Source organism: Phycisphaeraceae bacterium (assembly GCA_040222855.1).
In the GTDB taxonomy this organism is placed as follows: Bacteria; Planctomycetota; Phycisphaerae; order Phycisphaerales; family Phycisphaeraceae; genus Mucisphaera.
In genome coordinates this window covers 508196-530958 of sequence record JAVKCD010000025.1, presented here as the reverse complement: position 1 = coordinate 530958, position 22763 = coordinate 508196, and the positions used below count along the sequence as shown (strand labels likewise).

Sequence of the window (22763 nt, the reverse complement as noted above, 5' to 3'; positions counted from 1 at the left end):
ATCAATCATACCCGTGATTGATGCGTTGGCCAAGAACTTTATGAAATCTATCCCACCCGCACCACATGCCCGGCCCGCCCCCCCACCCCAACCTCCGCCGAAAACACCCGCCCCGCCTCCGGCAGCTCAGCACGCTCCTCCTCCGACATCCCCACCGACGCCGTCGTCACATAAAGCGTCTCGTAATTTTCACCCCCGAAACAACAACTCGTCACATTCAACGCCGGCACCGCAACCTCCGCCAACAACTCACCCGTCTGACCATCAAACCGCCGCACGCACCGCCCACCCCAGAAACCCACCCACGCGTGCCCCTCCGCATCCAGACACATCCCGTCCGGCGAACCCTTCCCCTCCGGAATCTCCACCAGCGTCCGCCGATCACGAATCGACCCGCTCGCCACGTCATAATCAAACACATCCACCCGCCGCGTTGGCGTATCGATGTAATACATCCGCTTCCCATCCGCCGACCAGTCCAACCCGTTCGAGATCGTCACCCCAGGCAGCACCGCCTCCGGCTCACCCTTGCCCGCCTCCCACCGATACAACCACCCCGGCCCCGCATCCCGCCCCGTCGCCATCGTCCCCACCCAGAACCGCCCCGCCGGGTCCGCCTTCCCGTCATTAAACCGAAACGCCGTATCCGCCAGCACCTGCGAGACCACCTCCACCTCACCGCTCCCCCAATCCAGCAAACTCAGCCCCCGCTCCGTCGCCAGCATCCACCGCCCATCATCACAAGGCCCCGCCGCCCCCAGCAACTCCGCCACCACCCGATCCTCATACCCCCCCGTCTCCGGCTCATACCGACACAACTTCCCCGCCACAATATCCACAAACCACAACACACCCCCCCACCAAACCGGCCCCTCACCAAGCCTCAACACCGGCACTCCTGGGATTGCTTTCATCACAAGAGTTTACCAGTCTCAACAAAGCACCGGCTAAATGACACTCACCAACCTGTCCCCTTCACGCCATCTGATGCAGCCCTCGGTTTCGGTTTACAGTTCTGTAGTTGCTGATGCCTGAGCAGTTTATTTGGCAACAATAAGTTTAGAATTAAAGGACGCGCGGAACTTAATGATGGTGAAGGCAAATATGAAAAAAGATGGCTCTGATGCAGTAGCCCGCTTGTGCCGCGCTTACATCGCGTTCGTAGAAACACCAAGTGAGGACGTTCTGTTCAACTGGTCCAACGCACTTCACTCCATGCACGACCGAGTACCTAAGGCGATGAGGAGTGATTTATTCAAACATGGTGAATTCGTAGCAATGAAGGCGCTTCGTAATCATTTTCATCACGGTGGAGAGGTTACCCATAATGTCAAGCCTCTAGCTATCAGCAACCAGCCACTGGTCAGCGACTTAGGCATTCTCTGCCTCATCGACAGGGAAGTAGTCCTGACCGCCATTCAGGCCATCGACACCAAATACAAGGCCGAACAGCAGCCACTAGCAATGCATGCTTTGAAGTGGTATGGCCAGTACGTAAATCTCTACCCCGCAATATTCAATCTTATGGTTCATGTCATCCTGCTAGCGAGACGGTATGGCGTCACCTCGCCGGACAATGAAGCTTATAAACGGCTGGCAGACGCAGTAGCCAAAGATGAGGCCAATGGATATCCACTCACTGTCTCGGGCGAAATCTACTGTCATGCGAGCTCAGTCGATGCGTTCTTGGCCTCTCTGATGTGCCCATGAATCCACACTTACTTTTCTCCAAATAAAAGAAGGCTGTCTAGGGCACACAAAGAGTTATGGCAGAAATAGCAAAAACCCCCGATCTCTCAGGGGTTTTTATCGAAGTCGGGGCGACAGGATTTGAACCTGCGACCTCTTGACCCCCAGTCAAGCGCGCTACCAAGCTGCGCTACGCCCCGAGTTGTGCCCCGCCTTGCGGGGAATCCGTAAGCCTAGCCGATCTCCGGCCTTCCGCCAAACATCAAACCTCGGATTCCGACCACCACCTGTTAAACTGTCCTAAGTCGGGTGGTGACAACAATCAGGACGCCGCGCCCATGCCCCAGACCGCCTCCAAACCCCCCTCCTCCACCCTCGACGCCCCCCAGACCACCCTCGCCCTCGTCTCCGTCGCCGGGCCCCGCGTCATCAACCACACCCTCACACCCCCCGGCCCCGTAACCCTCGGCCGCCGAGCCGGCAACACCCTCCAACTCATCGAAAAAGACTCCGTCTCCCGCGAGCACGCCATGCTCGTCACCGACACCCCCCGACAACCCAAAAACCCCGACACCACCACCTTCCACCCCAAGGCGGGGGGAGCGGGGGGTGGGGGGAGTGCGGGGAGTGCGGGGGGGGCGGGGGGCGAGGGGGGGTGGTTTCTCGTCGATCGTGGATCCCGGCACGGCACCCGCCTCAACGGCATCAAACTCAAACCCGACCAACGCTACCCCATCGAACCCGATGACCTCATCGAAATGGCCCCCTGGGTCTTCCAGGTCGTCAACCCCGCCCTCCGCGGCACCGACAGCCGACTCTCCCAAACCTTCGACGACACCACCCACAGCAGCAACGGCAACATCACCCTCGTCGAACCCGCCGCCGCCAACAAATCCACCGGCCAGTGGATGAACCTCCTCCTCGACTGCGCCGAATCCATCCACGATGCCGACACCGAACTTCAACTCGCCACCAGCGTCCTCGAAGCCGCCATCCGCGGAACCGGCTACACCAACGCCGCCATCCTCCGACCCATGACCGATGACGCCAACGTCACCGTCCTCGCCGCCCACGGCTCCTTCACCAGTCAGGCCGACGGCCCCAGCTTCTCCCGCTCCCTCATCCGCCGCGCCGCCGTCGAAGGCCTCCCCACCCGACTCACTCGCCAGCAGTCCGACCCCGACCTCGCCGTCTCCGTCTTCGAACTCGGCATCGACGAAGCCCTCTGCGTCCCCCTCAAACTCGGACCCACCGTCGCCGGTTTCCTCTACCTCGACAACCGCCACGGCACCGGTCGCGCCGCAAAACTCTCCACCGACGCCACCCAGTTCGCCGTCCGACTCGCACAGATCGCCGCCCTCGCCCTCTCCAACCTCATGCGCCTCGACCTCCAGAAACGCTACGCCCGCGTCGAGTCCGACCTCGCCGCCGCCGCCGAAGCCCAGGCCTTCGTCCTCCCCCAACGAACCGGCTCCATCTCAGGCATCACCTACACCGGCGAAAGCCGCCCTGGCCGCGTCATCTCCGGCGACTTCTTCGACGTCATCCCGCTCAACGAACAACGACTCGCCATCACCCTGGGCGACGTCGCAGGCAAAGGCGTCGCCGCCTCCGTCCTCATGACCGCCGCCCAGGGATACATCCACGCCGCCTTCAACCACACCCACGACCCCGCCAAAGTCGTCACCGCCCTCAATACCTTCCTCCAGGCCCGCTGCGCCGACAGCCGATTCATCACCCTCTGGGCCGCCGTCATCGACATCCAACAACGAACCCTCACCTACGTCGACGCCGGACACGGCTACGCTCTCCTCCGCCGACCCGAAGGCGAGTTGCTCACCCTCGCCGACCGAGGCGGGCCACCCATCGGCATCGCCTCATCCTTCGATTACCCCGCCGCAACACTCGAACTCTACCCAGGCGGATGCCTCCTCATCGTCTCAGATGGCATGGTCGAACAACAAGCCCAACCCGATGACGAAGGCCGCGCCGAAGAGTTCGGCTTCCCACGAATCCAGTCCATCATCAACCAGCTCCCGCCCCAGACCTGCCCCGTACAGAGCCTCTTCACCGCCATCGAACAACACGCCGGCCGAACCCAACTCGCCGACGACGCCACCGCCGTCGCCCTCCAATGGGCTTGACCCCCCTCCACGCTCGGGTGCCACCGGGCAACTCGGCGTAGCCGAGTGCCCTGTGCCCGCCCTCCTCTCAGAACCTCATCCCCTCAAACCACCGAACCCTACGTAGCCTTGGCGAAGCAGGGCTTCACCCCCCGATAAACCCGCGCCACCCCCAACGTCAACCCACGATCCGCCACCCCCTCAAAACCCGCCGCCCTCATCGCACCCTTCATCTCATCCGCACTCATGAAACTCGCCACACTCGCCGGCAGATACCGGTACGCATTCACCCGATCCCCCGCGATCCACGCCGCCGTCCTCGGCATGATCACATCGCAATAAAGCGAGTTCACCCAACGTACCGGCGCAAACCCAGGCGTCGAAAACTCCAGAATCACCAACCGCCCGCCCGGCCGCAGCACCCGATAAAACTCAGCCAACGCCACCTCCGGACGATCCACATTCCGAATCCCAAAAGCAATACTCACCACATCAAACGCCCCATCCGCCATCGGCAGCCGCGTCGCATCCCCCGCCACATACACCGGCTCAACAAACCCCTTACCCACACGCTTGCCCTGCGCGATCCGCAACAACTCAGCCGTGAAATCCACACCCACCACACGACACCCCCGCCGCGCAAACGCCAACGCCACATCCCCCGTCCCCGTCGCCACATCCAGCACCTCATCCCCCGCCTTCACCCCCGCCATCGCAACCAGCCGCCTCCGCCACCACTGATCCAGACCCACCGAGTGCAGCCGGTTATTCAGGTCATAACTCGGCGCGATCGCCGCAAACATCGATCGCACCCGCGTCGCCTTATCCGACGCTGCATGAACATCGCCAAGCGCTTCACGCTCCCAGCCACCCTTACCCATCCTCAACCACCCACCCGATGCGACTCTGCACACGACCCACACCACGCCACCACTGGCATCGCCCCCCCAGCGTCAGCCCCCTGCTTCGGGTGCTTCGCCGCCGGCAACGCCCGCAACCGACTCAGCACCTCCTGCTCAAACCGTGCCTCCCCAAACCCATAAGCCGATGTCCCCGAGTCCGGGTAACGCTCACGGATCATCCCCTCCAGCCGCTCGATCCGACTCTCGGGAAGCGGATGGGTCGATAAAAACTCCACCGAACCCCCACCCCCACTCGCATCCTTAAGAATCCGCATCACCTGCACCTGCCCCATCGGATCAAAACCCAGCCGCGTCATATACCGCAGCCCCAGTTCATCCGCCTGATGCTCCTGATCCCGCCCGAACTTCAACAGATACACCCCCGCCGCCATCTCACCCCCAGCGACCCCAAGCACCGCCAGCAGATCCTCATCTGACATCGACGCCGCCACACCCGCCACCACCAAACCAAGCTGGATCCCAGTCGCCCGCGTCATCTGCTGACCAATATGCTGCGCCGTCACATGCCCGATCTCATGCCCGAGAACCCCCGCCAGCTGCGCCTCATTCGTCATCTTCGCCAGCAACCCCCGCGAGATAAACACCTTCCCACCTGGAAGCGCAAACGCATTGATCACCGACGAGTCCACCACCTCAAACGACCAAGGCAGTTCCGGCCGCTCACTCACCGCCGCCAGCTGACGCCCAAGACCCCGCACATACGACAACACCTGAGCATCCGGCAATGCCCCCCCATACTCCGCAAGAAACTGAGGCGACGCCTCCTCTCCCAGCGTGATCTCCCTCGATTCACTCAGAATATTGAGCTGCGACTGACCCGTCGCCGGATTCGTCGAACAACCCGACAGCCCTCCCATCACAAGCAGGACCGATAGCGCAGCCCCCCTCAAGCCCGCCACCCAGGACCGCCACGCACCGCTCATAACCCTTTTTGACTCATTCATCCCCACATTCTACGCCCTCAACACACCCCGAGACCCCCCTTCATCACTTCGCGGACCTCGATAACGGACCTCAACGCGGATTGATCCCCAAAGCCACAGAAAAATCCGATGACTCCTCTGGTGACCCAGGCTCCAAGCCTCGGGATAACCCTAGGGCCAACGGCCGCAGGGACGGACGGATGGGCAGGAAGCCCGACACGCGACCGAATGATTTAGGACTCTGACCCCATGCCGAGCCAGCGACACCTGGGCAACGAGCGGTTCTTCACCCACCTGATCTCCGGCGACCGCCGCGAGGCACGCTCGATCATCGAGCAGGCACTCACCAAGGTCGAAGACCCTGTCGAAGTCATCAACACCATCCTCTGGCCATGCCTCGAGCAACTCCAGAAGATCAACCGCGAGGATCAACTCACCAACCTCGCCTACCACTACGCCACCAGACAACTCCACCAGATCATCAACCAGCTACAACCCAAACTCCCAACCCACGCCTCCCGAAACCAACGCGTCCTCCTGATCTGTGGCGACGAAATCATCGAAGAACTCGCCGCTCAACTCGCCGCCGACCTCCTCGAAGCCGACGGCTACGAAGTCTTCTTCGCAGGCGGCGGAATCGCCAACGACGAAATCGTCGAGGAACTCGCCAAGCTCGACATCCACAAACTCATCGTCTTCGGCTGCATCCCCCCCACCGTCCCCCAGACGCGACTCCTCATCGACCGCCTCCACGACATCGGCGCCTGCCCCAACATCCAGATCACCGTCGGCGGCGGAGTCTTCAACCGCGCCGATGGACTCGCTGAAGAAATCGGTGCCGACCTCTGGGCCATCGATCCCGTCGAACTCGTCGAAGTCATCAACGAAGAACCCGAACGACGCATGATCCCCGAACAACGCACCGTCGGACGCCGTCGACGACAGCAACAACAAAACAAGAACGCCGCCTGATACCCCAGGAGACTCATTCGATGCCAGATCAAGACAGCAACCAGGACGACCGCCGACTCCACCCCCGCTGGCCCATGACCAAAGCCGTCAAGGTCCGCTGCGGACTCACCGGACACTACCTCGCCGGCGAATCACTTGACGCCTCGTGGACCGGCCTCCGCCTCCGACTCGCCAATGATGCCTCCCTCAAAATCGGCCAGCCCATCGACGTCACCCTCCCCTCAGAATCACAACAAGGCCTCCTCCGTGCCGACGCCATGGTCCCCGCTACCGTCGCCCGCATCGACAACACCGGAGCCTTCGGCATCCGTCTCGGCGTCCCCGAATCAGCCCTCATCGCCGCCTGATTCAACCTAATCCATCGGGGTGGCACATGGCACGCCGAAGGCGTGCTGTGTGCATTTTCATAATTTTAGAGCCCCCGCCCCACCCCATACGCGGGCTAAACTATCAACATGACCGCCACCAACCCCATCCTCCTCCGACCCGACACCAACGGCTACTTCGGCCGCTTCGGCGGGGTCTACGTCCCCGAAACCCTCATCCACGCCCTCCGATCACTCGAACAAGCCTACGCCGAAGCCAAAGAAGACCCCGCCTTCAAACAGCTCTTCGAAGAAACCCTCAAAAACTACGTCGGCCGACCAACACCCCTTCAGTTCGCGCCAGGTCTCACCAGACGCGCCGGCGGGGGGCAGATCTGGCTCAAGCGCGAAGACCTCGCCCACACCGGCGCCCACAAAATCAACAACTCACTCGGCCAGGCACTCCTCACCCTCCGCATGGGCAAGAAGCGCGTCATCGCCGAGACCGGTGCCGGCCAGCATGGCGTAGCCACCGCCACCGCCTGCGCCCGACTCGGACTCGAGTGCGACGTCTACATGGGCACCGAAGACATCCGACGCCAACGACCCAACGTCCTCCGCATGAAACTCATGGGAGCCAACGTCATCCCCGTCGAATCCGGATCCTGCACCCTCAAAGACGCCACCAACGCCGCCATGCGCGACTGGATGGCCTCCTCACAATCCACCCACTACATCATCGGCTCCGTCGTCGGACCCCACCCCTTCCCCATGATCGTCCGCGACTTCCAATCCGTCATGGGAACCGAAGCCCGCGAGCAATGCACCAAGCAGATCGGACGACTCCCCGATGTCATCGTCGCCTGCGTAGGCGGAGGCTCCAACGCCGCCGGAATCTTCCACCCCTTCATCCAGGATCAAAACGTCAAACTCATTGGCGTCGAAGCCGGCGGACGATCCCAACAACTCGGCGACCACGCCGCGCCCCTCACCTTCGGGCAACCCGGCGTCCTCCACGGCTCACTCTCTTACGTCCTGCAGGACACCGACGGACAGACCTCCAACGTCCACTCCATCTCCGCCGGTCTCGACTACCCAGGCGTCGGCCCCGAACATTCATACTGGCACGACGCTGGCCGTGTCACCTACACCGCCTGCACCGACACCGCCGCCCTCGACGGATTCCAGGCCATCACCCGCGACGAAGGCATCCTCCCAGCCCTCGAATCCGCCCACGCCGTCGCCCACGCCCTAGACCTCGCTTCCACCATGCCAAAAGACAGCATCGTCCTCATCAACGTCTCCGGCCGAGGCGACAAAGACCTCGACGAAGTCGTCCGACTCCTGGGCATGGAAACCACCTGAACCTGCCGATCATCTCAGGCGTAAACCACTGGACGCTGTAAGAACCAGCACTTGGATCGACTGCCCTGACATGACCACCACACACCACCCAACACGACTCAGTGCTCAGCGTCAGGCTCAGCCCGACCAACCTCGTGCCCCCCGCACACCACTCGCCATCCGCCCAATCCCCAAACGCTGGCGCACCCCCAAGTGGGTCCGTCGCATCGTCATCGGCATCATCGGCACCACCATCCTCATCCTCGGCGGGATCCTCTTCATCCTCCCCCTACCCCTCGGCTGGATCATCCTCCCCCTCGGACTCGTCACCCTCGCCACCGAGTTCGTCTGGGCACGACACCTGCTCAAGAAAATCCGCGCCCAACACCGCGTCCTCGACGCCTCCATCAACACCGCCGAACAACACGCCAAAACCCTTAGCCATACCCTCCTCGGCCCCGATGACGACCGCACCGCCGAGCACACCCGACGCAAGTCAGCCTGAGCCCCAGCCCTTAAACTTGCCCCATGACGCGCCACCTCGTTCCTCTGCTCCTCACCTTCCTCCTCACCACGCCCGCCCTCGGCCAGACCCTCGCCCAGATCCGTCAGCAGCTCTCCGACGACCTCGCCGCCACCGACTTCGCCACAACCTTCAACGGACTTATCCTCCTCTCCGACGAACTCGAACTCACAGGCACCCGACTCTCAATCGACGACGACGCCGACACACGCATCTCCGCCTTCTCCATCCCCTTCTCACGCAGCTTCACCATTTTCGGCGAAGACGCCCCCCACCTCTACACCGAGGCCGCCATCGGCTACGCCTCCGCCAGGCAACGCTTCCCAGACATCTACAACGGAACCCTCCCCGCCATCGCCACAGGCGTCGAAACCACATGGTCCACGCTCGGCATCATCGTCGGCGCAGGACCCGAGTTCGAAATCCTCCCCGACCTCAAACTCGCCCTCATCGCCAACGCCAACCTCGCCTACCTGCAAAACGACACCACCTACTCCGGGCCCGGCAGAGCCGTCACCGCCGCCATCACCGACGGTATCGCCTTCAACTGGGACGCCGTCACCGCAGGCCTCGGCGTCGCCCCGAAGCTCGACTACCAGCGCCCTCTCCCCAACGACCTCCACCTCCGACTCCGAACACGCTACGACCTCCGATTCACCGACACACTCAACTCCGACGACCCCGCCCAGGACGTCACCAACCGCATCCAGCTCCTCACCCTCCGCGCTGACCTCACAGGACCCACAGGCGTCGAACTCCTCGGACAGCCCCTCCGATGGCGAACCTTCGCCGGATACCGAAACTTCCTCGAAGGACAACTCTTCGGCGTCACCAACTACGCCCAACTCGGTGCCGGACTCGAACTCCGCGAAATCCTCCCCTTCGACGCCGGTCTCTCCCTCACCGCCGCCTACATCATCGGCGACAACGCCGAAGGCTACGCCCTCGGATTCGGACTCGCCTTCTAAAGACACCCAACCTCAACGCCCATCACCGTAATTCTGCTCCCCAACACCCCACCCCGCCACCTCACCTCAATCCCCGCCCACCCTCGGCGAAGCAGCGCCACCCCCATCAACCGCCCCAAGCGTGTCACGAACCATAGGCGCCAGCCTATGGGCCCATCCCCTCGCCAACCCCACGCCACAACAAACGACCCAAGCATCAAACGAGCCCCGGGCGCAAGCCCGGCGGTGCCATCACCCTCACACAACCCGCCACCCCAGCCCGAAGACCCCCAACGAAACCAACCCCAACGCCTCCAGCACCGTCCACAACAGCACACCCGTGCCGCCTCTCTCCAAAGAATACCGAAACGCCACGCTCCCCGCATCATTCATCGACGGCAGCAGCGTCCCAGACCCGCCGTCGACAACCGCTCAATGAACCGCCCAGCCAACGCATCCCCGCTCCGGATGATCTCCACCAGCCCGAAATCATCACGCTCCGTCAGCAGCACCTCGCCAGCGCAGCAATCACACCCCAAGTCCTAATATAACTGGTGGCTCAGTCAAGGCCTGTCGTAACCGACTGGTTCCACTAAGTTCTAAAATGACACAAGCGATGTGAAGACGTATGAGTTAATCAGGATTTCATTACGCCTCGTCGTACCAGTAGCCCAGTAAGAATGAGTGTGGCCAGACTTGGTTCAGGAATAAACACACCGTCGGACTCTGAAAACAAAGCGATTCCATTAGGGACATTGACCAGCGAGTATTGAAACCCATCGACAAGATTCTCAATTCGTGTCGAACTGGCCTGTGAGACAAGCTCGCTGTATCCAAGAAACTCGTACTGAGTGCCAGCTTTGGGCGAATAGCCGTTGACGAATCGAAAAACCAACTCGCCATCACTGGCATCGAACTGTCCAGAAACCCCAAGACGGTCAAAGCTATTTTTGCCACCGATCTCGATCACAATCGTGCCGCCTGACTCGAGAATGAGATCGCCGTTAATCGTGGAATCTGCGATCGAACTGCCCGGATTGAACACGCCACCAAGCACCACATTAGCATTGATAGTGCCGGCATTAAACATTGATCCGTCAGGCAGGATCTTCAGTGTACCCGGGCTAAGAAACACGTCGGGATCACTGCCAACAACCACAGTCCCACCGCCCTCACCCTGGCCGGTTAGGTCCAGGACGCCTGAGGCGAATAGCCCGAGTCGGGTACCCACGGCGAGACGACCGCCATTCTTGACAACGACTTCCGCATCTGCTCCCGAACTCAAAGAGAAATCACCTCCCATGATGAATTCCTCATCGGTCTTCCAAACAGAGCCTTGACCATCGATTATGACCTCACCCGACGAACCGGGAAGCCGACTGATCAGGCCAAATCGACTATCTAAACGGCTGCCTGCATCCATCTTCAAGATGCCTGCTCCTGAAAAACCTACGGTCATTGCTCCGTCTTGGGTCCATGATGAGTTCGTATCCATGAAAACTTCGCCCAGTGCACCCACGCCTCCACCTATAGCCCCGCTAGTGAAGGTAGGGCTATTGTAATAGCCACTCTGCATAGAAGCGCCAGGCTCTAAGAACAACCTGCCATGACCTTCGATGCCGATAGTGACTTGACCTTCACCAATCCACTCAGCCCCATCTCTAACGCGCAATACGGCAGGATTCAAAGAGTTTTCACCCACCAAAGTGATCCCATTGCGAACACCCGGAAGGTTGCCAGTACCGGCCTGCACCAGCACTAAAGAGTCCGGTTCTGCAGTAATACCACCGTTATTAATGTCAATGAAATTTGCCTGAAGTACCTCGTCATAGATGCTCAACTGACCGTAGCCGTTAGGGCCACCCACGAGTAGAGCCCGCGTTTCTAGAAGGCCAGACCCGGAGATCGATAAGCTGACGCTGCCAGACTCATCTGTGCTCGAAAACCTACCTCGATCAGCGTCAAGCGGGTTGCCGAACGTGAAACCGGCTCCGACAACAAAGTCATATGTGTCTGTCGCACTTTCTCCTGTATGCAAGCTGCCACTAATACTCACGTCAAACAGGCCGTCAAGAAAATAGGCATCATCAACACGATGCGTTCCTCCAATGATGATTCCAGATACGTCGGAACCAATACTGGTCAGGACCTGATTGTTGTTATTGAAGGTGGCTCTGTCCGATGTGCCGGGTACATCGCGAGCAGTGAAGGGTGTGTATACCCAGTTAGACGCATCAGAAAAAGATTCTCGGCCTTCACTAACTGGAGTTCTTCCGAGCCAAAGATAGTCGAGAGCCTCAACACGACCAACTGTGACGAGCTGGCTAAAAAATATAATGAAATATAGATTAGAACGTAAGAGTCTCATGTGTCTTCTCTCCTATCGTTTTATAGCATCAGCAAGTTATTTAGGTCTGCACTAACCAAACTTGTGCAGTGGACGACATCGCCTCAGATGGGCAGAAAAACTTGAAGCACAATTTAGATCCTAACTGCGCGGCGATTTAACTTCAAGAGCCTTGTCGCGGCTTAGCTAAGTAGATAACCGATTCAGCCAGAGCTCTTATTTGGCCTGATCTCTCCCAATCAAAATCATCCGACGTTTAGGCTGAGTTTGCGGCACATGCAGAAGATTGTGTAGGCCTGAGCTATACTAAATATAGAAAAGTCATTTGTTCTGACGCGAGAGTAACTGCATCAAGCGATGCAGCTATGCAATCTGCTGAGCAGCTACAGTCTGAGTTCATCAACCCCAAAACCAACCCCAAACCACCACAACCTCCGCCACCAGCACCATCCCCGCCACCACCGCCGCCGGCCACCACCGCGACCACGCAGACCCCTTCACCCCCGGCTTCATCTGAATCATCTGCAGCTGCTCCACACCCGCGCCCGGCGCGTTCAGCGTGCTGTGCCCCCGCCGCACCTGGTCCTGCACGATCGCGATCACCAGACTCACATCAAACGCCGTCAGACCCAGCATCCGCCCCACCCGCGTCAGCCGCTCACGACGGTCTGGTGGCAGTACCCCGCCCGCCTCCATCACCTCCGCCGTGCGCACAGCCAGCACCCAACGTGGGTCGCTTGGGCGCATTTGATCGACGACTCCAGCGTCAAACCGACGATTCTGCCCCCTGTGCGCACGCTTTCCAGCCCCATCACCAGGCCTCCGCGCAGCCACATCACCCCGCTCCGGCCGCGGCCGCACCAGCCTCAATCGTTCGCTCGATGTCGTCAACTCAGACATCAGACGCCCTTCAAAACAGACCTCTCACACGAGAAGCCTGCCACGGCCGACGTCCTTGTCCAAGCCTAAGTCACGATTCCACAAAGCGTTCCATCGCTCTGCAACACCTCTGCCGACTGCACCAGCCAGCTAAATCAATCATACACCCCAGATTCACAACCGCACCCCAAACACACCGCTCAGCCCCGCAAAACATTCAGCCGCACATCCGCCCCCGCACTCGTCGCCGGCTCCGCCACCAGATCGTAATCCGACGCCCCCACCACCTCCGCATGAATCAGCTCACCCGGACTAAACCTCTCAGGAGCAACAAGATACGTCACCCCATCAATCCCCGGCGCCTGATGCGGCCCTCGGCCCACATGCCACGTCAGACCCGGCTCCTCCGCCTCCAGACCCTCAGGCGGGCCATCCATCACCTCGTCCACCAGCACCGGCAGTTCCACCCCATCCTCCGCCATCGCCTCATTGCCCTCGAACGCAACCTCTTGCTGCGCCAGCATTAACTCATCAATCCGCCGCTGGATCTCCGCCTCCGGAACCGCCCCACCCTCCTCATGCAGCGTCCCCGCCGGCGTACCCGGCTCCGGCGAATACGGGAACACCCCCATCGCATCAAATCCAAACGACCGCACGAACTCAACCAGCTCGTCATGCTGCGCGCACGTCTCACCCGGGAATCCCGAGATAAACGTCGTCCGGATCGCGATCCCCGGAATCCGGTCCCGCAGCTTCTCCAGCAGCGTCTCAATCAGCTTCCGACTCGTCTTCCGACGCATCGAATCCAGCACCTGATCATTAATATGCTGCAGCGGCATATCGATGTACTTCAGCACACTGTCCAGACTCCCAATCGTGTCGATCATCTCATCCGTAAAACACGATGGGTACGCGTACATCAGCCGCAACCATCCCCCGCCAAACTCACGCGTCGTCTTATCAAGCTCCCGCAGCATCCCCGACAATCCCGCCGGATAACCGATGTCCTCGCCATAGCTCGTGGTGTCCTGACCGATCAGATTCAGCTCAAACGCGCCGTCACTCATCAGCTCCCGCGCCTCGGCCAGCATCCGATCCAGCGGTTTAGATCGCATTTTCCCGCGAATCGACGGGATCGTGCAGAACGCACAGTTCTGGTTGCACCCCTCCGAAATCCGCAGGTACGCGTAGTGCCGAGGCGTCAGCCGCACCCGTGCGTTGTCCGACTCGTGATACCCCGCCGTCTCGATCTCCCGCCGCCGCCTGGCGATCACGTCGTTGCTCGCGATGCTCGAATACACCGGCAACTCCACCAGCACATCGTCCCCCGTCGGCATTGATCCCGTCACCGCCGGCGTAATCCGGTCCCGGTCAAACACGCCAATCAGCGCATCCACCCCCGGGACCCAGTCTAGAATCTTCGCCCGATGCCGCTGCACCAGGCACCCCGCCACGATCACCCGCTTGAGCTCCCCCGAGTTCTTCCGGTCCACCGCCTTCTGGATCTCCCCCACCGACTCGGTCTTGGACGCCTCCAAGAACCCGCAGGTATTGATGATGATGGCGTCCGGATGATCGTCCTCCGGCACGATGCTGATGCCGTCTTCGGCCAGCAAACCCAGCATTTTCTCCGAGTCCACAAGGTTTTTCGGGCAGCCGAGGCTGACCATGGCGACCCTCCGGACATCCTGAGACGTGGCGGGATCAAGCGGCTGAATAGGGGCCTGGGGCGACATATCGGGGGACTCCGGTGCGGTTTGACTTGCCCCAAGCGGGGCAGAGCGTTACAAAGATAGCAGGTGAGCACGGATTTTCGCAGATCACCCGTGCACCCAGAGAGATGAAGAAGACACCGTCTCAGGCCGAATCGCTGCCTGAGCCCGTGTGTCCAGCGGACAACATTGGTTTTCGCCACGCCGGCCCGGAGATTCTCCAGGCGGTCACGTCTTATCGTCAGACGCGTCCGCACCGGCTCCACCGAAGGTATCGGACCCCTTATGAGCACAGTTTCCGGCATCCTTGAGATCGGTCAGCGCCCCGACGGGCGCCTCAGAAAGCTGGACACGAGCTACATCGCGTCGCCTTCGGACCCGCTGATCCCCAAGCATCTCATCGAAAAGTACGACCTGCGGTCGGGCCAGATGATCGAGGTGGACCTGGGTAAGCCGGTGGGCGGGGGCAACCCCGGCCGCCAGCATCACCAGAACAACAAGCCCAAGCGCCAACGCATCTCGGCGGTCGCGATGGACGCCCGGCGTGCGACAAGGGTGCTCTCAGTCGAGGGCGTCGACACGAACAACCTCGAAGAGCATCCCCGCTACGAGGACCTGACAACGATCGATCCCGAGCCGCGGATCACCCTTGAGCACGATGGCTGCCCCCCCGCCTGCCGGCTGATTGATCTGTTCTGCCCGATCGGTTTCGGCCAGCGCGGGATGATCGTGTCCCCGCCCAAGGCAGGTAAGACCACCCTGCTGCAGAACATCGCAAACTCGGTTTCTCGCAACTACCCCGAAGCCGAAGTCTACGCCCTGCTGATCGACGAGCGCCCCGAGGAAGTGACTGATTTTCGTCGCAATGTCCCCTGTACCGTCTGGGCCTCGTCAAACGACCACACTCCGGACCGCCACTGCGGGCTGGCGATGCTGGCGATCGATCGCGGACGCCGACTCGCCGAGCAGGGCAAGGACGTGGTCTTCCTGCTCGATTCGCTGACGCGGCTCGGTCGTGCGTTTAACACCGCTCCGGGCATGCAGGGCACCGGGCGCACGCTCTCGGGCGGTATTGATGCCGGTGCACTGGCGATCCCGAAACAGTTGTTCGGTGCGGCGAGAAAGTTTGAAGAGGGCGGGTCACTCACGATCATTGCCACCGCCCTGGTGGACACCGGATCGCAGGGCGACCAGGTGATCTTCGAGGAGTTCAAGGGCACGGGGAATATGGAGCTGATCCTCGACCGGAAGATCGCCGAGCGGCGGTTGTTCCCGGCGATAGACCTTGCGGCGTCGGGGACACGCAAGGAGCACAAGCTCATGGCCGAGCCCGAGTTGGCGACGGTTAATGCGCTCAGGCGTCGATTGCTCAACATGCAGCCGATGACGCAGATCGAACAGCTACTCAAAGCGCTCGAGCGTTTCCCCACCAATGCTGATCTGGTCGGGGGGCCTCAGTCTGCTGGCAACACCGAGGCCGCCAGCCGAGTCGGATAATCCCCCACACACACCGGTTCCTTGATTCCTACCATCGCGGGTTTATGAGTGTGCTGAATCTCAGCGACCGGTGGATTCAAACGCGTCGTTGAAGCTGAGTCGTTTGTTGAGCATCGCGGGGCCGCGGGCTTCACGCACGCCGAGTCGGATCGGCGTGGTCTCGATCACGTCGCCTACGTCGGAGAAACGGAAGCGTTCGATGACTGTCTGGCCGGGGTTGAGCCGCGCGATGATGCGCTCAAGCCCGCGGCGGTCGCGCATGGTGGCGAATCCGTAGAACGAACGTGATTCTTCGGCCTGATTGGTCACCACCATAATGGCGACGGCGTCGAGCCCGCCCTCATCGTTGCGGACCAGTGACAGCGAGGAGTTGACATGGAGGTCGCGGAGACCGAGTTCCAGAGGCAGAGTGAGGTCCACGTCGTAGGTTCGGTTCGAGGTGAACACCGCGTGGGCCACCAGCACCTTGGAACCGGCGATTTCCTGGATCGGGAAGGAGAGGCCGATGGGCAGTTCGAGGGTTCCGCCCGGGTCGAGGGTGAAGTCGTGCTGGACGGGCTCGATGCGCCAGTTCTCCGGACCGGTGAAGGTCAGTCGGCCCTGCATGGTGACGCTGAAGGGGTTGATGAGGCTGATGGTCCTGCGATGGACGACCTGAGTCGATGGGATGAAGGGATCGTCGATTGTGAACGAGGCGCGGAGGCGGGCGAGTTGGACATCGATGCCTTCCACAAAGATCGGGATCTCATTGAGGGTCAGGCTGTGCTTGCGGTCGATGGTCGGGACGCTGGAGGCGTTGCCCCAGATGTCAGAGGCTTTGGGGTTGATACCGAGGTACATATCGAGGTCTGAGGGTTCGCTCGCGCCGTCCCAGAGGACCATCAGTGATCCGGGCGAGCCATCAAAGACAATGGCTCTGCGTTGCTCGCCCAGGTCGAGTCGGGTGATGTAACGACGCTCGGCGAGGAGTTGGGCGATGTTGGCAAAGGCCGGGAGCAGAGGGTCGGGTAGGATCGCCAGCCGGCGCTCGAAGCCGGTAGTCCACGGGCGGTCGATGCTTAGACCCTCAGCGCCAGCGACCCAACCCATAACCATGCGGCGAGCGAGGGAGGCGAGTCGCTGGGCGTGCGGGTAGTTCTGGGCGTTGGACTCGACCAGGCGGAGGCTGTGCATCAGAGGCGGGGACATCCAGGATTCGAGATAGCCTTCGACAGACTCGGGCTGGATGCTGGCGGGGACTTCGATCGTGTAGGCGATGTTCGACGGCATGTCATCGCGGCGAGCCTGATCGATTCGCCAGGGCAGGTGGAGCCGGGGCGAGGGGCTCAGGCGGCGAAGCCGGTCGGTGATGCGTCTTGTGGTGTCGCTGAGTCGTTCGATAAAGAACGGTTCGTTGGCGTCGAGCACGCCTAGGTGCCATTGCTTGATGCGTTGGCCGTGGCGGAGCATGACGGGGGCGACGAAGGGTTGCCAGAGTTCCTCATCGGTCTGGAGCAGCGTCATCGGGCTGGTGGTTTCGATGCCGGGCGTCTGCGCCAGCGCCGTCGGGACCGGGCTGAACGATAGAGCGACCGAACGGTTGTCTCCCATGATGGTGCGGAGCAGGTTTTCGAGGTGGTGCTGCTCGGCGTTGAGGGTTTCGAGGGTGGTCTCACGGTTCCATACGGATAGCACTACGGAACGGAGACCGGTTCGCTCGAGGAGGCTCGGGATCAGTCGCTCCTCGATCGGCGGCATGCGCTCGGCGATAAGCGTGAAGCGTTCGAGATCGGGTGCGATGCGCAGGCGGTGGTTGGGCATGTAAGCCAGGGCACCGATGGACCGAGCGAGGGGCTGGTTGCCAGCGTAGTCGCCTTCAGTCTCGAACACGGCGAGTTCGACGAGGTACCAGCCGAAGCCGGGGAGTTGCGGGGTCCAGTCCCAGGTGTCCGCCGATCCGTCGCCAACGAGCCAGGTTCGCTGCTCGACGCGGGTGCGATTATGGTCGTAGAGATTGATCTCGACGCGGAGGAGTTGTCCGGTGAGGTCACGGACCGTGGCGTTGATGGTGGGTTGCTGTGGCGAGACGATCAGGTTGGTCGGGTCCTGCGTGCCGATCTCGACGTGTGGCAGAAGCCAGACGCCGATGTCATCAACCCAGAGTTTGGCATCGAGGTCCTGGAGCACGATCTGCTGGGTGCCCAGAGGGTTGTCGGGAGAGTCGGTGGGCTGGAGGAGTTCGACTTCGAGACCGATCCATGCGGCCTCGGGGTAGTTGCCGATGAGCTTGATGGAGACGGCCGACCAGCCGTTCTCGGATCGGATCGGACCGGTGCTGCGTTCGCTGTCGGCAATCCGCTCGCCTTGTCTGTTGACGAAGTAAGATCGGATCGCGGCGCGGGCACCTCTGAGCTTCTCGGTGCGGAATCGGGCGGTAATCAGATAATCGCTGCGGGTGAGAACGGGCAGTGCGCCGACCTGCAGGAAGGCGGCGGCGTTCCCGCCATCGAGCGCTAGGTGCAGGGCATAGTCGCCGGAATACGTCTGGCTGTCATCGAAGCCGACGTGGGTGTAGGAAGGATAGCGCTCGCGGGCGATTAGATCAGCGTGGACTGGGAGATTCAGGAAGTTGGGGTCGGGGTTGAGGGGATCGCGGCCAACGGCGTACCAGTGCTTGGGCAGCGGGTAACTGCTGCCGATCTTGATGCCCTGTTCGTTGGTGTCCTCGAAATCGAAGTGATGGACGAGTCGCTTCGGGCTGACCAGGACCTGCTCACGTTCCTGCGCGAGAGAAAACGTCGGCAGGATCAGCAAGACGCCGAGGATGAGCGTCAGGAGCCGGGCGGCGCAGGGACAGCCGGGGAAGGAGTGCTTCACGGGGTTGTTATCGGGTTTTGAGCTGGCCGGGGGTGAGGAAACGGGGGTCTGTCAGAGGTTGGCGAGGCGTAGGGCTCGGTCTTCGGCGATCAGGCCCTCGATGATGTCGTCCAGTCCGCCAGCGAGGACGGTCTGGAGGTTGAACGACGCGCTGAGACGGTGATCGACGGCGATGTTGTCCTTGTAGCGGTAGGTGCGGATGCGCTCGGAGCGGGCGCCGGTACCGATCATGGCCGATCGGGATTCTGCGCGGGCGGCGTCGATCTGATCCTTGGCGTGCTGGAAGAGGCGAGCCCGAAGAATCTGCCAGGCTCGGTCGCGGTTCTGCTGCTGGCTCTTGGATTCCTGCATCCGGACCTCGATGCCGGTGGGCTTGTGGATGATGTGGACGGCGGTGGCGACCTTGTTGACGTTCTGCCCGCCGGGACCCTGGGCCGTGGTGACGTGGACATCGACATCCTCGGGGTTGATCTGGACCTCGACGGCTTCAGGCTCGGGGAGGACAGCGACCGTGGCCGTGGAGGTGTGAACGCGGCCCTGAGTCTCGGTCGCGGGGACTCGTTTGACGCAGTGAACCCCGCCTTCGTAGCCAAGGCCCTGCCAGACACCCTCGCCGCGGACCGAGAGGACGGCGGCGCGAATCCCGCCTTGCTCGCCGGGCGTGAAGCTCATGGGCTCGAGCTTCCAGCGGTGATTGCGGGCGTAGCTCTGATACATCTCGAGGAGGTCGCCAGCCCAAAGCGCGGCCTCGTCGCCGCCCGTGCCGGCACGGATTTCCAGGATGACCGAGGCGACGGATCGGTCATCTGCCGTGACGAGTTCGTGGCTGATCTCGGTCAGGAGGGCTTCGGCCTGCTCACGGAGGGCGGGGAGCTCTTCGCGGGCGAGTTCGACGAGGTCGGCGTCGGCGTTGTCGTCGATCAGGCTTTGGTGTTCATCACCTTGGTTCGTGAGTTCGAGCCAGGTGTTGTAGCGCTCGGCGATCGGTGTGAGCGCGGCACGGCGCACGGAGAGCGTGCGTACCTTCTCGTGGTCGGTGATGACCTCGGGGGATTCGAGTTGCTGATTGATCTGGTTGAACTCGTCGCGCAGGGCGTCGAGTTTCTCCAGGATCCGCTGATGGAGGTCGGCCATGGGTTTGGGGCCGGCGTGCGGGGGTGGGTGGGATTATTTCTTCTTATCGAAGTAGCCGCCAGCGAACTTGCGCTGGAACTTTTCAACGCGGCCTGCGGTATCGACGAACTTCTGCTTGCCGGTGAAGAAGGGGTGTGAGGCGCTGGAGATATCAACCTTGACGAGGGGATACTCTTTGCCATCCTCCCACTTGGTTGTGTCTTTGGCGGGGATGGTCGAGCGAGTGATGAAACGCAGACCAGCCGACACGTCTTCAAAGACGACGGGACGGTAGGTTGGATGGATGTCCTTCTTCATAAGCGTGCTCCTGGCCCCCACCGGTCGAGCCGAGTAGTGTAGCCTAAGACAGTTTGGGAGCCAAATCGTGGTCGAGCCTGTGGAAAGCGGATCGGATGGGGTGACCTGGCGGGTTTTCCTGCAGGGTCGGTTTGTGGAGCCGGAGGAAGCCGTGGTGCGGCTCGATGACGCCGGTTTCCAGCACGGGATCGGCCTTTTTGAGACTTTGGCGGTGCGTCACGGGGCGGCGTTCCGGGCGGGGGCTCATCTGGAACGGCTGGAAGTCTCTGCTCGTGAGTTGGGGCTGGTGGATGGGCTGGACACGGGTTCGCTGGCCGAGGCGATTGATCAGACGATTAAGCACAATCACCTGCGCGAGGCTCGGCTACGACTGACGCTGACGGCGGGGCCTGTGAGTCTGCTGCCGGGTCGTGGCGAGCCGGTTCGGCCGATGCCGACGCTGGCGATTCAGCCGACGCCAGCGACGGAGTACGACCCAAGGTATTTCGAGGAGGGTGTGATGGCGCTGATCTCTCCATCGCACGCCAATCCGCTGGACCCGACAGCGGGGCACAAGACGTTGAACTACTGGCAGAGGCTGCGAACGCTCCGTCAGGCGGCAGCGGCGGGGGCTGGGGAGGCGATCTGGCTGAGTGTCACCAATCACCTGGCATCGGGGTCCATCAGCAACCTGTTTCTAGTGAAGGATGGTGTGGTGTCGACGCCGATCGCTCGGGGCGAGGAGGTGCAGGGATCGCTCGGATCGCCGGTGCTGCCCGGCGTGACGCGGGCGGCGGTGTTGGAGTCTGCCGCGGCTGAGGGGATCGAGGCTCATAAGCGGATGCTGACGATCGACGATCTGCTGGACGCCGACGAGGTGTTCCTGACCAACTCGGGCTGGCAGCTACTGCCTGTCACGAAGATCGAGCGTCAGGAGATCGGGGGCGGGAGGATCGGTCCTGTGACCGCGAAGCTGCGTGCGTCGTTGCTGGAACTGATTGAGCGCGAGGCCGGGTTGGGTTCGTAACTTAGCCGTTGTTGCGCTGCTGCTCACGTTGCTGACGGAGCGCCGTGAAGAACTCGCGGATCATGGCGGAGTCCTGGGGGTTGCCGGAGGCGGCGCGATCCATGATGCGTTCCTGCATACGCTCACGTCGGCTATCACGGTCTCCCCCTTCGGGTCGTTGGCCACCGTCACCTCGTTGTCCGGGTGGGCGCATGCCCTGGAACATCTGGGAAACATTGGTGAGGATCACCTGGCGTTCATCTTCTGACGCACGGGCGAAGGCGCGGGCGTTGGAGACCATCGTCTGTTCCATGAGTGCACGCATGTTGTCGCGGGCGATGTCGTTGTCACGCATGGTGTCGAAGAGTCTGCTTCGCTCGTCTTCGTCGAGGGTGGAACGGATGTCGAACATCCGCTGGACGTAGGCTTCGCGTCTCTCGGGCGGGAGGTTGTCGAATCGGGAGTCGGAGAGCAGGGCGACGACATCGTCAGCGGTCTCCGGCATGGCGGGGAGTTGGTTGGCCCAGTAGAGGTACCCGCCTAAGCTGACGACGACGATGGCCAGAACGCCCAGGCCGGAGGCGAGGATGGCTTTTTTCTTGGGGTCCATGTGCTTGAGTGATTCCATCGGGACATCTCCTGTGGGCGCGGGCCGGTTAGTTTCTCACGGTTCCATAGTTGGTTTCGAGGTCGGCGACGTGGCCATCAGCCCAGTAGGCGTTGCGGCTGCGGTGGAAGAAGGGGACTTCTAGATTGGTGTTATCCGATAACGCCATGCTCCCGCCGTCGAAATCTTTGAGGATCCAGACTTCGCTAGGGTCGAACCGGAGGCGTCTCATGTACCAGGAATCTTCGAGTTTTCGGTTGCCGAGGCCGGAGTTGTAGTCGTAGCTGATGCTGGCAAGCGGCGCGACGATGTCGTCGGCGGGACACCAGTAGACCCCGCCTTCGTTGTTTTGCTCATCGGGGAGATAGGCCTGGAAGAAGTCGTAGATGGGCGTCGATGCTCCGGACAGGAATGGCTCGGGCATGTACCGGGCTGCGGGGAAGACCTGGGCGTTCTGATCGAGATACATGTTCATGACCAGCCCGATCTGGCGGAGGTTGGATTTGCAGGCCAGGGCGATGGCGGCTTGGCGGACGCCGGAGAGGGCCGGGAGGAGGATGCCGATGAGGATGGCGATGATAGAGATCACCACCAGGAGTTCGATGAGGGTAAAGGCACGGGTGCGGGGATCGCGCAAAGTCATGGGTCTCCAACGGCTGAACTGCTTTAGTATTGCAGGGAGTTCGGGGAAATGCTTGTC

General features: G+C 61.5%; 22 protein-coding genes and 1 tRNA gene. 9 read left to right on the top strand and 14 right to left on the bottom strand.

The window, feature by feature from the left end; all coding sequences use genetic code 11:
- Positions 1–47 precede the first annotated feature (47 nt).
- Positions 48–914: an SMP-30/gluconolactonase/LRE family protein gene (locus RIG82_12015; protein MEQ9461665.1), complete on the bottom strand. Its 867-nt coding sequence runs from the start codon at positions 912–914 to the stop codon at positions 48–50.
- 172 nt (positions 915–1086) lie between these two features.
- Here RIG82_12015 and RIG82_12010 point away from each other — a divergent pair, with 172 nt between their 5' ends.
- Positions 1087–1710 carry a hypothetical protein gene (locus RIG82_12010; protein ID MEQ9461664.1) on the top strand — a complete coding sequence of 208 codons (624 nt, stop codon included), beginning with the start codon at positions 1087–1089 and terminating at the stop codon, positions 1708–1710.
- 105 nt (positions 1711–1815) lie between these two features.
- Here the strand turns inward: RIG82_12010 and RIG82_12005 are convergent.
- Positions 1816–1889, bottom strand: a tRNA-Pro gene (locus RIG82_12005).
- Positions 1890–2027: 138 nt separating this feature from the next.
- On the opposite strand from RIG82_12005, the gene RIG82_12000 reads away from it, so the two are divergent.
- Positions 2028–3833, top strand: coding sequence for a SpoIIE family protein phosphatase (locus RIG82_12000; GenBank protein ID MEQ9461663.1), 1806 nt, complete (start codon positions 2028–2030; stop codon positions 3831–3833).
- Between the two features lie 98 nt (positions 3834–3931).
- On the opposite strand, the gene RIG82_11995 is transcribed toward RIG82_12000, so the two are convergent.
- Together RIG82_11995 and RIG82_11990 are read right to left on the bottom strand one after the other, a co-directional pair.
- Positions 3932–4693 (bottom strand): ubiquinone/menaquinone biosynthesis methyltransferase, encoded by a 762-nt coding sequence (locus tag RIG82_11995; GenBank protein MEQ9461662.1) that lies wholly within the window; start codon positions 4691–4693, stop codon positions 3932–3934.
- A 2-nt stretch (positions 4694–4695) separates the two neighbouring features.
- Positions 4696–5679 (bottom strand): M48 family metallopeptidase, encoded by a 984-nt coding sequence (locus RIG82_11990; protein ID MEQ9461661.1) that lies wholly within the window; start codon positions 5677–5679, stop codon positions 4696–4698.
- A gap of 228 nt (positions 5680–5907) precedes the next feature.
- Between RIG82_11990 and RIG82_11985 the strand changes: the two genes are divergently transcribed.
- The 5 genes from RIG82_11985 to RIG82_11965 all read left to right on the top strand — a co-directional run bounded on the left by RIG82_11985 (position 5908) and on the right by RIG82_11965 (position 9770).
- The gene (locus RIG82_11985; GenBank protein ID MEQ9461660.1) at positions 5908–6630 is read left to right on the top strand and encodes a B12-binding domain-containing protein; all 723 of its coding nucleotides are present in this window, start codon (positions 5908–5910) and stop codon (positions 6628–6630) included.
- 20 nt (positions 6631–6650) lie between these two features.
- Positions 6651–6977, top strand: a complete 327-nt coding sequence (locus tag RIG82_11980) for a PilZ domain-containing protein (GenBank protein ID MEQ9461659.1) — start codon at positions 6651–6653, stop codon at positions 6975–6977.
- Between the two features lie 108 nt (positions 6978–7085).
- Complete coding sequence (trpB, locus tag RIG82_11975) at positions 7086–8300, top strand: tryptophan synthase subunit beta (protein MEQ9461658.1); 1215 nt, start codon at positions 7086–7088, stop codon at positions 8298–8300.
- A 70-nt stretch (positions 8301–8370) separates the two neighbouring features.
- On the top strand, positions 8371–8784 hold the full coding sequence (locus RIG82_11970) for a PGPGW domain-containing protein (protein MEQ9461657.1): 414 nt from the start codon (positions 8371–8373) through the stop codon (positions 8782–8784).
- 23 nt (positions 8785–8807) lie between these two features.
- Positions 8808–9770 (top strand): hypothetical protein, encoded by a 963-nt coding sequence (locus tag RIG82_11965; protein MEQ9461656.1) that lies wholly within the window; start codon positions 8808–8810, stop codon positions 9768–9770.
- Between the two features lie 237 nt (positions 9771–10007).
- Here the strand turns inward: RIG82_11965 and RIG82_11960 are convergent, their stop codons facing one another.
- The 5 genes from RIG82_11960 to rimO form a co-directional block, all read right to left on the bottom strand.
- Complete coding sequence (locus tag RIG82_11960; protein ID MEQ9461655.1) at positions 10008–10142, bottom strand: hypothetical protein; 135 nt, start codon at positions 10140–10142, stop codon at positions 10008–10010.
- Positions 10139–10261, bottom strand: a complete 123-nt coding sequence (locus RIG82_11955) for a hypothetical protein (GenBank protein MEQ9461654.1) — start codon at positions 10259–10261, stop codon at positions 10139–10141. The genes RIG82_11960 and RIG82_11955 overlap by 4 nt, the downstream gene beginning before the upstream one ends.
- 125 nt (positions 10262–10386) lie before the next feature.
- On the bottom strand, positions 10387–12117 hold the full coding sequence (locus RIG82_11950) for a hypothetical protein (protein ID MEQ9461653.1): 1731 nt from the start codon (positions 12115–12117) through the stop codon (positions 10387–10389).
- 378 nt (positions 12118–12495) lie between these two features.
- Positions 12496–12996 (bottom strand): hypothetical protein, encoded by a 501-nt coding sequence (locus RIG82_11945; protein ID MEQ9461652.1) that lies wholly within the window; start codon positions 12994–12996, stop codon positions 12496–12498.
- 179 nt (positions 12997–13175) lie between these two features.
- Entirely contained in the window at positions 13176–14711 is a 1536-nt protein-coding gene (gene rimO / locus RIG82_11940) for a 30S ribosomal protein S12 methylthiotransferase RimO (protein ID MEQ9461651.1), read from the bottom strand.
- A gap of 261 nt (positions 14712–14972) precedes the next feature.
- On the opposite strand from rimO, the gene rho reads away from it, so the two are divergent.
- Positions 14973–16184, top strand: a complete 1212-nt coding sequence (gene rho, locus RIG82_11935) for a transcription termination factor Rho (protein ID MEQ9461650.1) — start codon at positions 14973–14975, stop codon at positions 16182–16184.
- A gap of 60 nt (positions 16185–16244) precedes the next feature.
- Here rho and RIG82_11930 read toward each other — a convergent pair whose 3' ends face one another.
- The 3 genes from RIG82_11930 to RIG82_11920 are packed head-to-tail and all read right to left on the bottom strand — an operon-like array spanning position 16245 to position 20471.
- Positions 16245–19040 (bottom strand): hypothetical protein, encoded by a 2796-nt coding sequence (locus RIG82_11930; GenBank protein MEQ9461649.1) that lies wholly within the window; start codon positions 19038–19040, stop codon positions 16245–16247.
- Positions 19041–19091: 51 nt separating this feature from the next.
- Positions 19092–20174, bottom strand: a complete 1083-nt coding sequence (gene prfA, locus RIG82_11925; protein ID MEQ9461648.1) for a peptide chain release factor 1 — start codon at positions 20172–20174, stop codon at positions 19092–19094.
- 33 nt (positions 20175–20207) lie between these two features.
- Complete coding sequence (locus tag RIG82_11920; GenBank protein MEQ9461647.1) at positions 20208–20471, bottom strand: type B 50S ribosomal protein L31; 264 nt, start codon at positions 20469–20471, stop codon at positions 20208–20210.
- A gap of 67 nt (positions 20472–20538) precedes the next feature.
- On the opposite strand from RIG82_11920, the gene RIG82_11915 reads away from it, so the two are divergent.
- The gene (locus tag RIG82_11915) at positions 20539–21477 is read left to right on the top strand and encodes an aminotransferase class IV (GenBank protein MEQ9461646.1); all 939 of its coding nucleotides are present in this window, start codon (positions 20539–20541) and stop codon (positions 21475–21477) included.
- Between the two features lies 1 nt (position 21478).
- Here the strand turns inward: RIG82_11915 and RIG82_11910 are convergent, their stop codons facing one another.
- Together RIG82_11910 and RIG82_11905 are read right to left on the bottom strand one after the other, a co-directional pair.
- The gene (locus RIG82_11910) at positions 21479–22084 is read right to left on the bottom strand and encodes a hypothetical protein (protein ID MEQ9461645.1); all 606 of its coding nucleotides are present in this window, start codon (positions 22082–22084) and stop codon (positions 21479–21481) included.
- Between the two features lie 28 nt (positions 22085–22112).
- A complete protein-coding gene (locus RIG82_11905) occupies positions 22113–22706 on the bottom strand; it encodes a type II secretion system protein (protein MEQ9461644.1) in 594 nt (197 codons plus the stop codon).
- Between the last annotated feature and the right edge of the window lie 57 nt (positions 22707–22763).

Bases quoted from the DNA above. Each gene is read 5' to 3' on its own strand.
- RIG82_11910 (MEQ9461645.1), bottom strand. From the start codon at position 22,084: ATGGAATCACTCAAGCACATGGACCCCAAGAAAAAAGCCATCCTCGCC.
- RIG82_11995 (MEQ9461662.1), bottom strand. From the start codon at position 4,693: ATGGGTAAGGGTGGCTGGGAGCGTGAAGCGCTTGGCGATGTTCATGCA.
- RIG82_11970 (MEQ9461657.1), top strand. From the start codon at position 8,371: ATGACCACCACACACCACCCAACACGACTCAGTGCTCAGCGTCAGGCT.
- RIG82_11965 (MEQ9461656.1), top strand. From the start codon at position 8,808: ATGACGCGCCACCTCGTTCCTCTGCTCCTCACCTTCCTCCTCACCACG.
- RIG82_11960 (MEQ9461655.1), bottom strand. From the start codon at position 10,142: ATGAATGATGCGGGGAGCGTGGCGTTTCGGTATTCTTTGGAGAGAGGC.
- rimO (MEQ9461651.1), bottom strand. From the start codon at position 14,711: ATGTCGCCCCAGGCCCCTATTCAGCCGCTTGATCCCGCCACGTCTCAG.
- RIG82_12000 (MEQ9461663.1), top strand. From the start codon at position 2,028: ATGCCCCAGACCGCCTCCAAACCCCCCTCCTCCACCCTCGACGCCCCC.
- trpB (MEQ9461658.1), top strand. From the start codon at position 7,086: ATGACCGCCACCAACCCCATCCTCCTCCGACCCGACACCAACGGCTAC.
- RIG82_11945 (MEQ9461652.1), bottom strand. From the start codon at position 12,996: ATGTCTGAGTTGACGACATCGAGCGAACGATTGAGGCTGGTGCGGCCG.
- RIG82_11985 (MEQ9461660.1), top strand. From the start codon at position 5,908: ATGCCGAGCCAGCGACACCTGGGCAACGAGCGGTTCTTCACCCACCTG.
- RIG82_11920 (MEQ9461647.1), bottom strand. From the start codon at position 20,471: ATGAAGAAGGACATCCATCCAACCTACCGTCCCGTCGTCTTTGAAGAC.
- RIG82_12015 (MEQ9461665.1), bottom strand. From the start codon at position 914: ATGAAAGCAATCCCAGGAGTGCCGGTGTTGAGGCTTGGTGAGGGGCCG.
- RIG82_12010 (MEQ9461664.1), top strand. From the start codon at position 1,087: ATGATGGTGAAGGCAAATATGAAAAAAGATGGCTCTGATGCAGTAGCC.
- RIG82_11980 (MEQ9461659.1), top strand. From the start codon at position 6,651: ATGCCAGATCAAGACAGCAACCAGGACGACCGCCGACTCCACCCCCGC.
- RIG82_11990 (MEQ9461661.1), bottom strand. From the start codon at position 5,679: ATGAATGAGTCAAAAAGGGTTATGAGCGGTGCGTGGCGGTCCTGGGTG.
- RIG82_11950 (MEQ9461653.1), bottom strand. From the start codon at position 12,117: ATGAGACTCTTACGTTCTAATCTATATTTCATTATATTTTTTAGCCAG.
- rho (MEQ9461650.1), top strand. From the start codon at position 14,973: ATGAGCACAGTTTCCGGCATCCTTGAGATCGGTCAGCGCCCCGACGGG.
- prfA (MEQ9461648.1), bottom strand. From the start codon at position 20,174: ATGGCCGACCTCCATCAGCGGATCCTGGAGAAACTCGACGCCCTGCGC.
- RIG82_11905 (MEQ9461644.1), bottom strand. From the start codon at position 22,706: ATGACTTTGCGCGATCCCCGCACCCGTGCCTTTACCCTCATCGAACTC.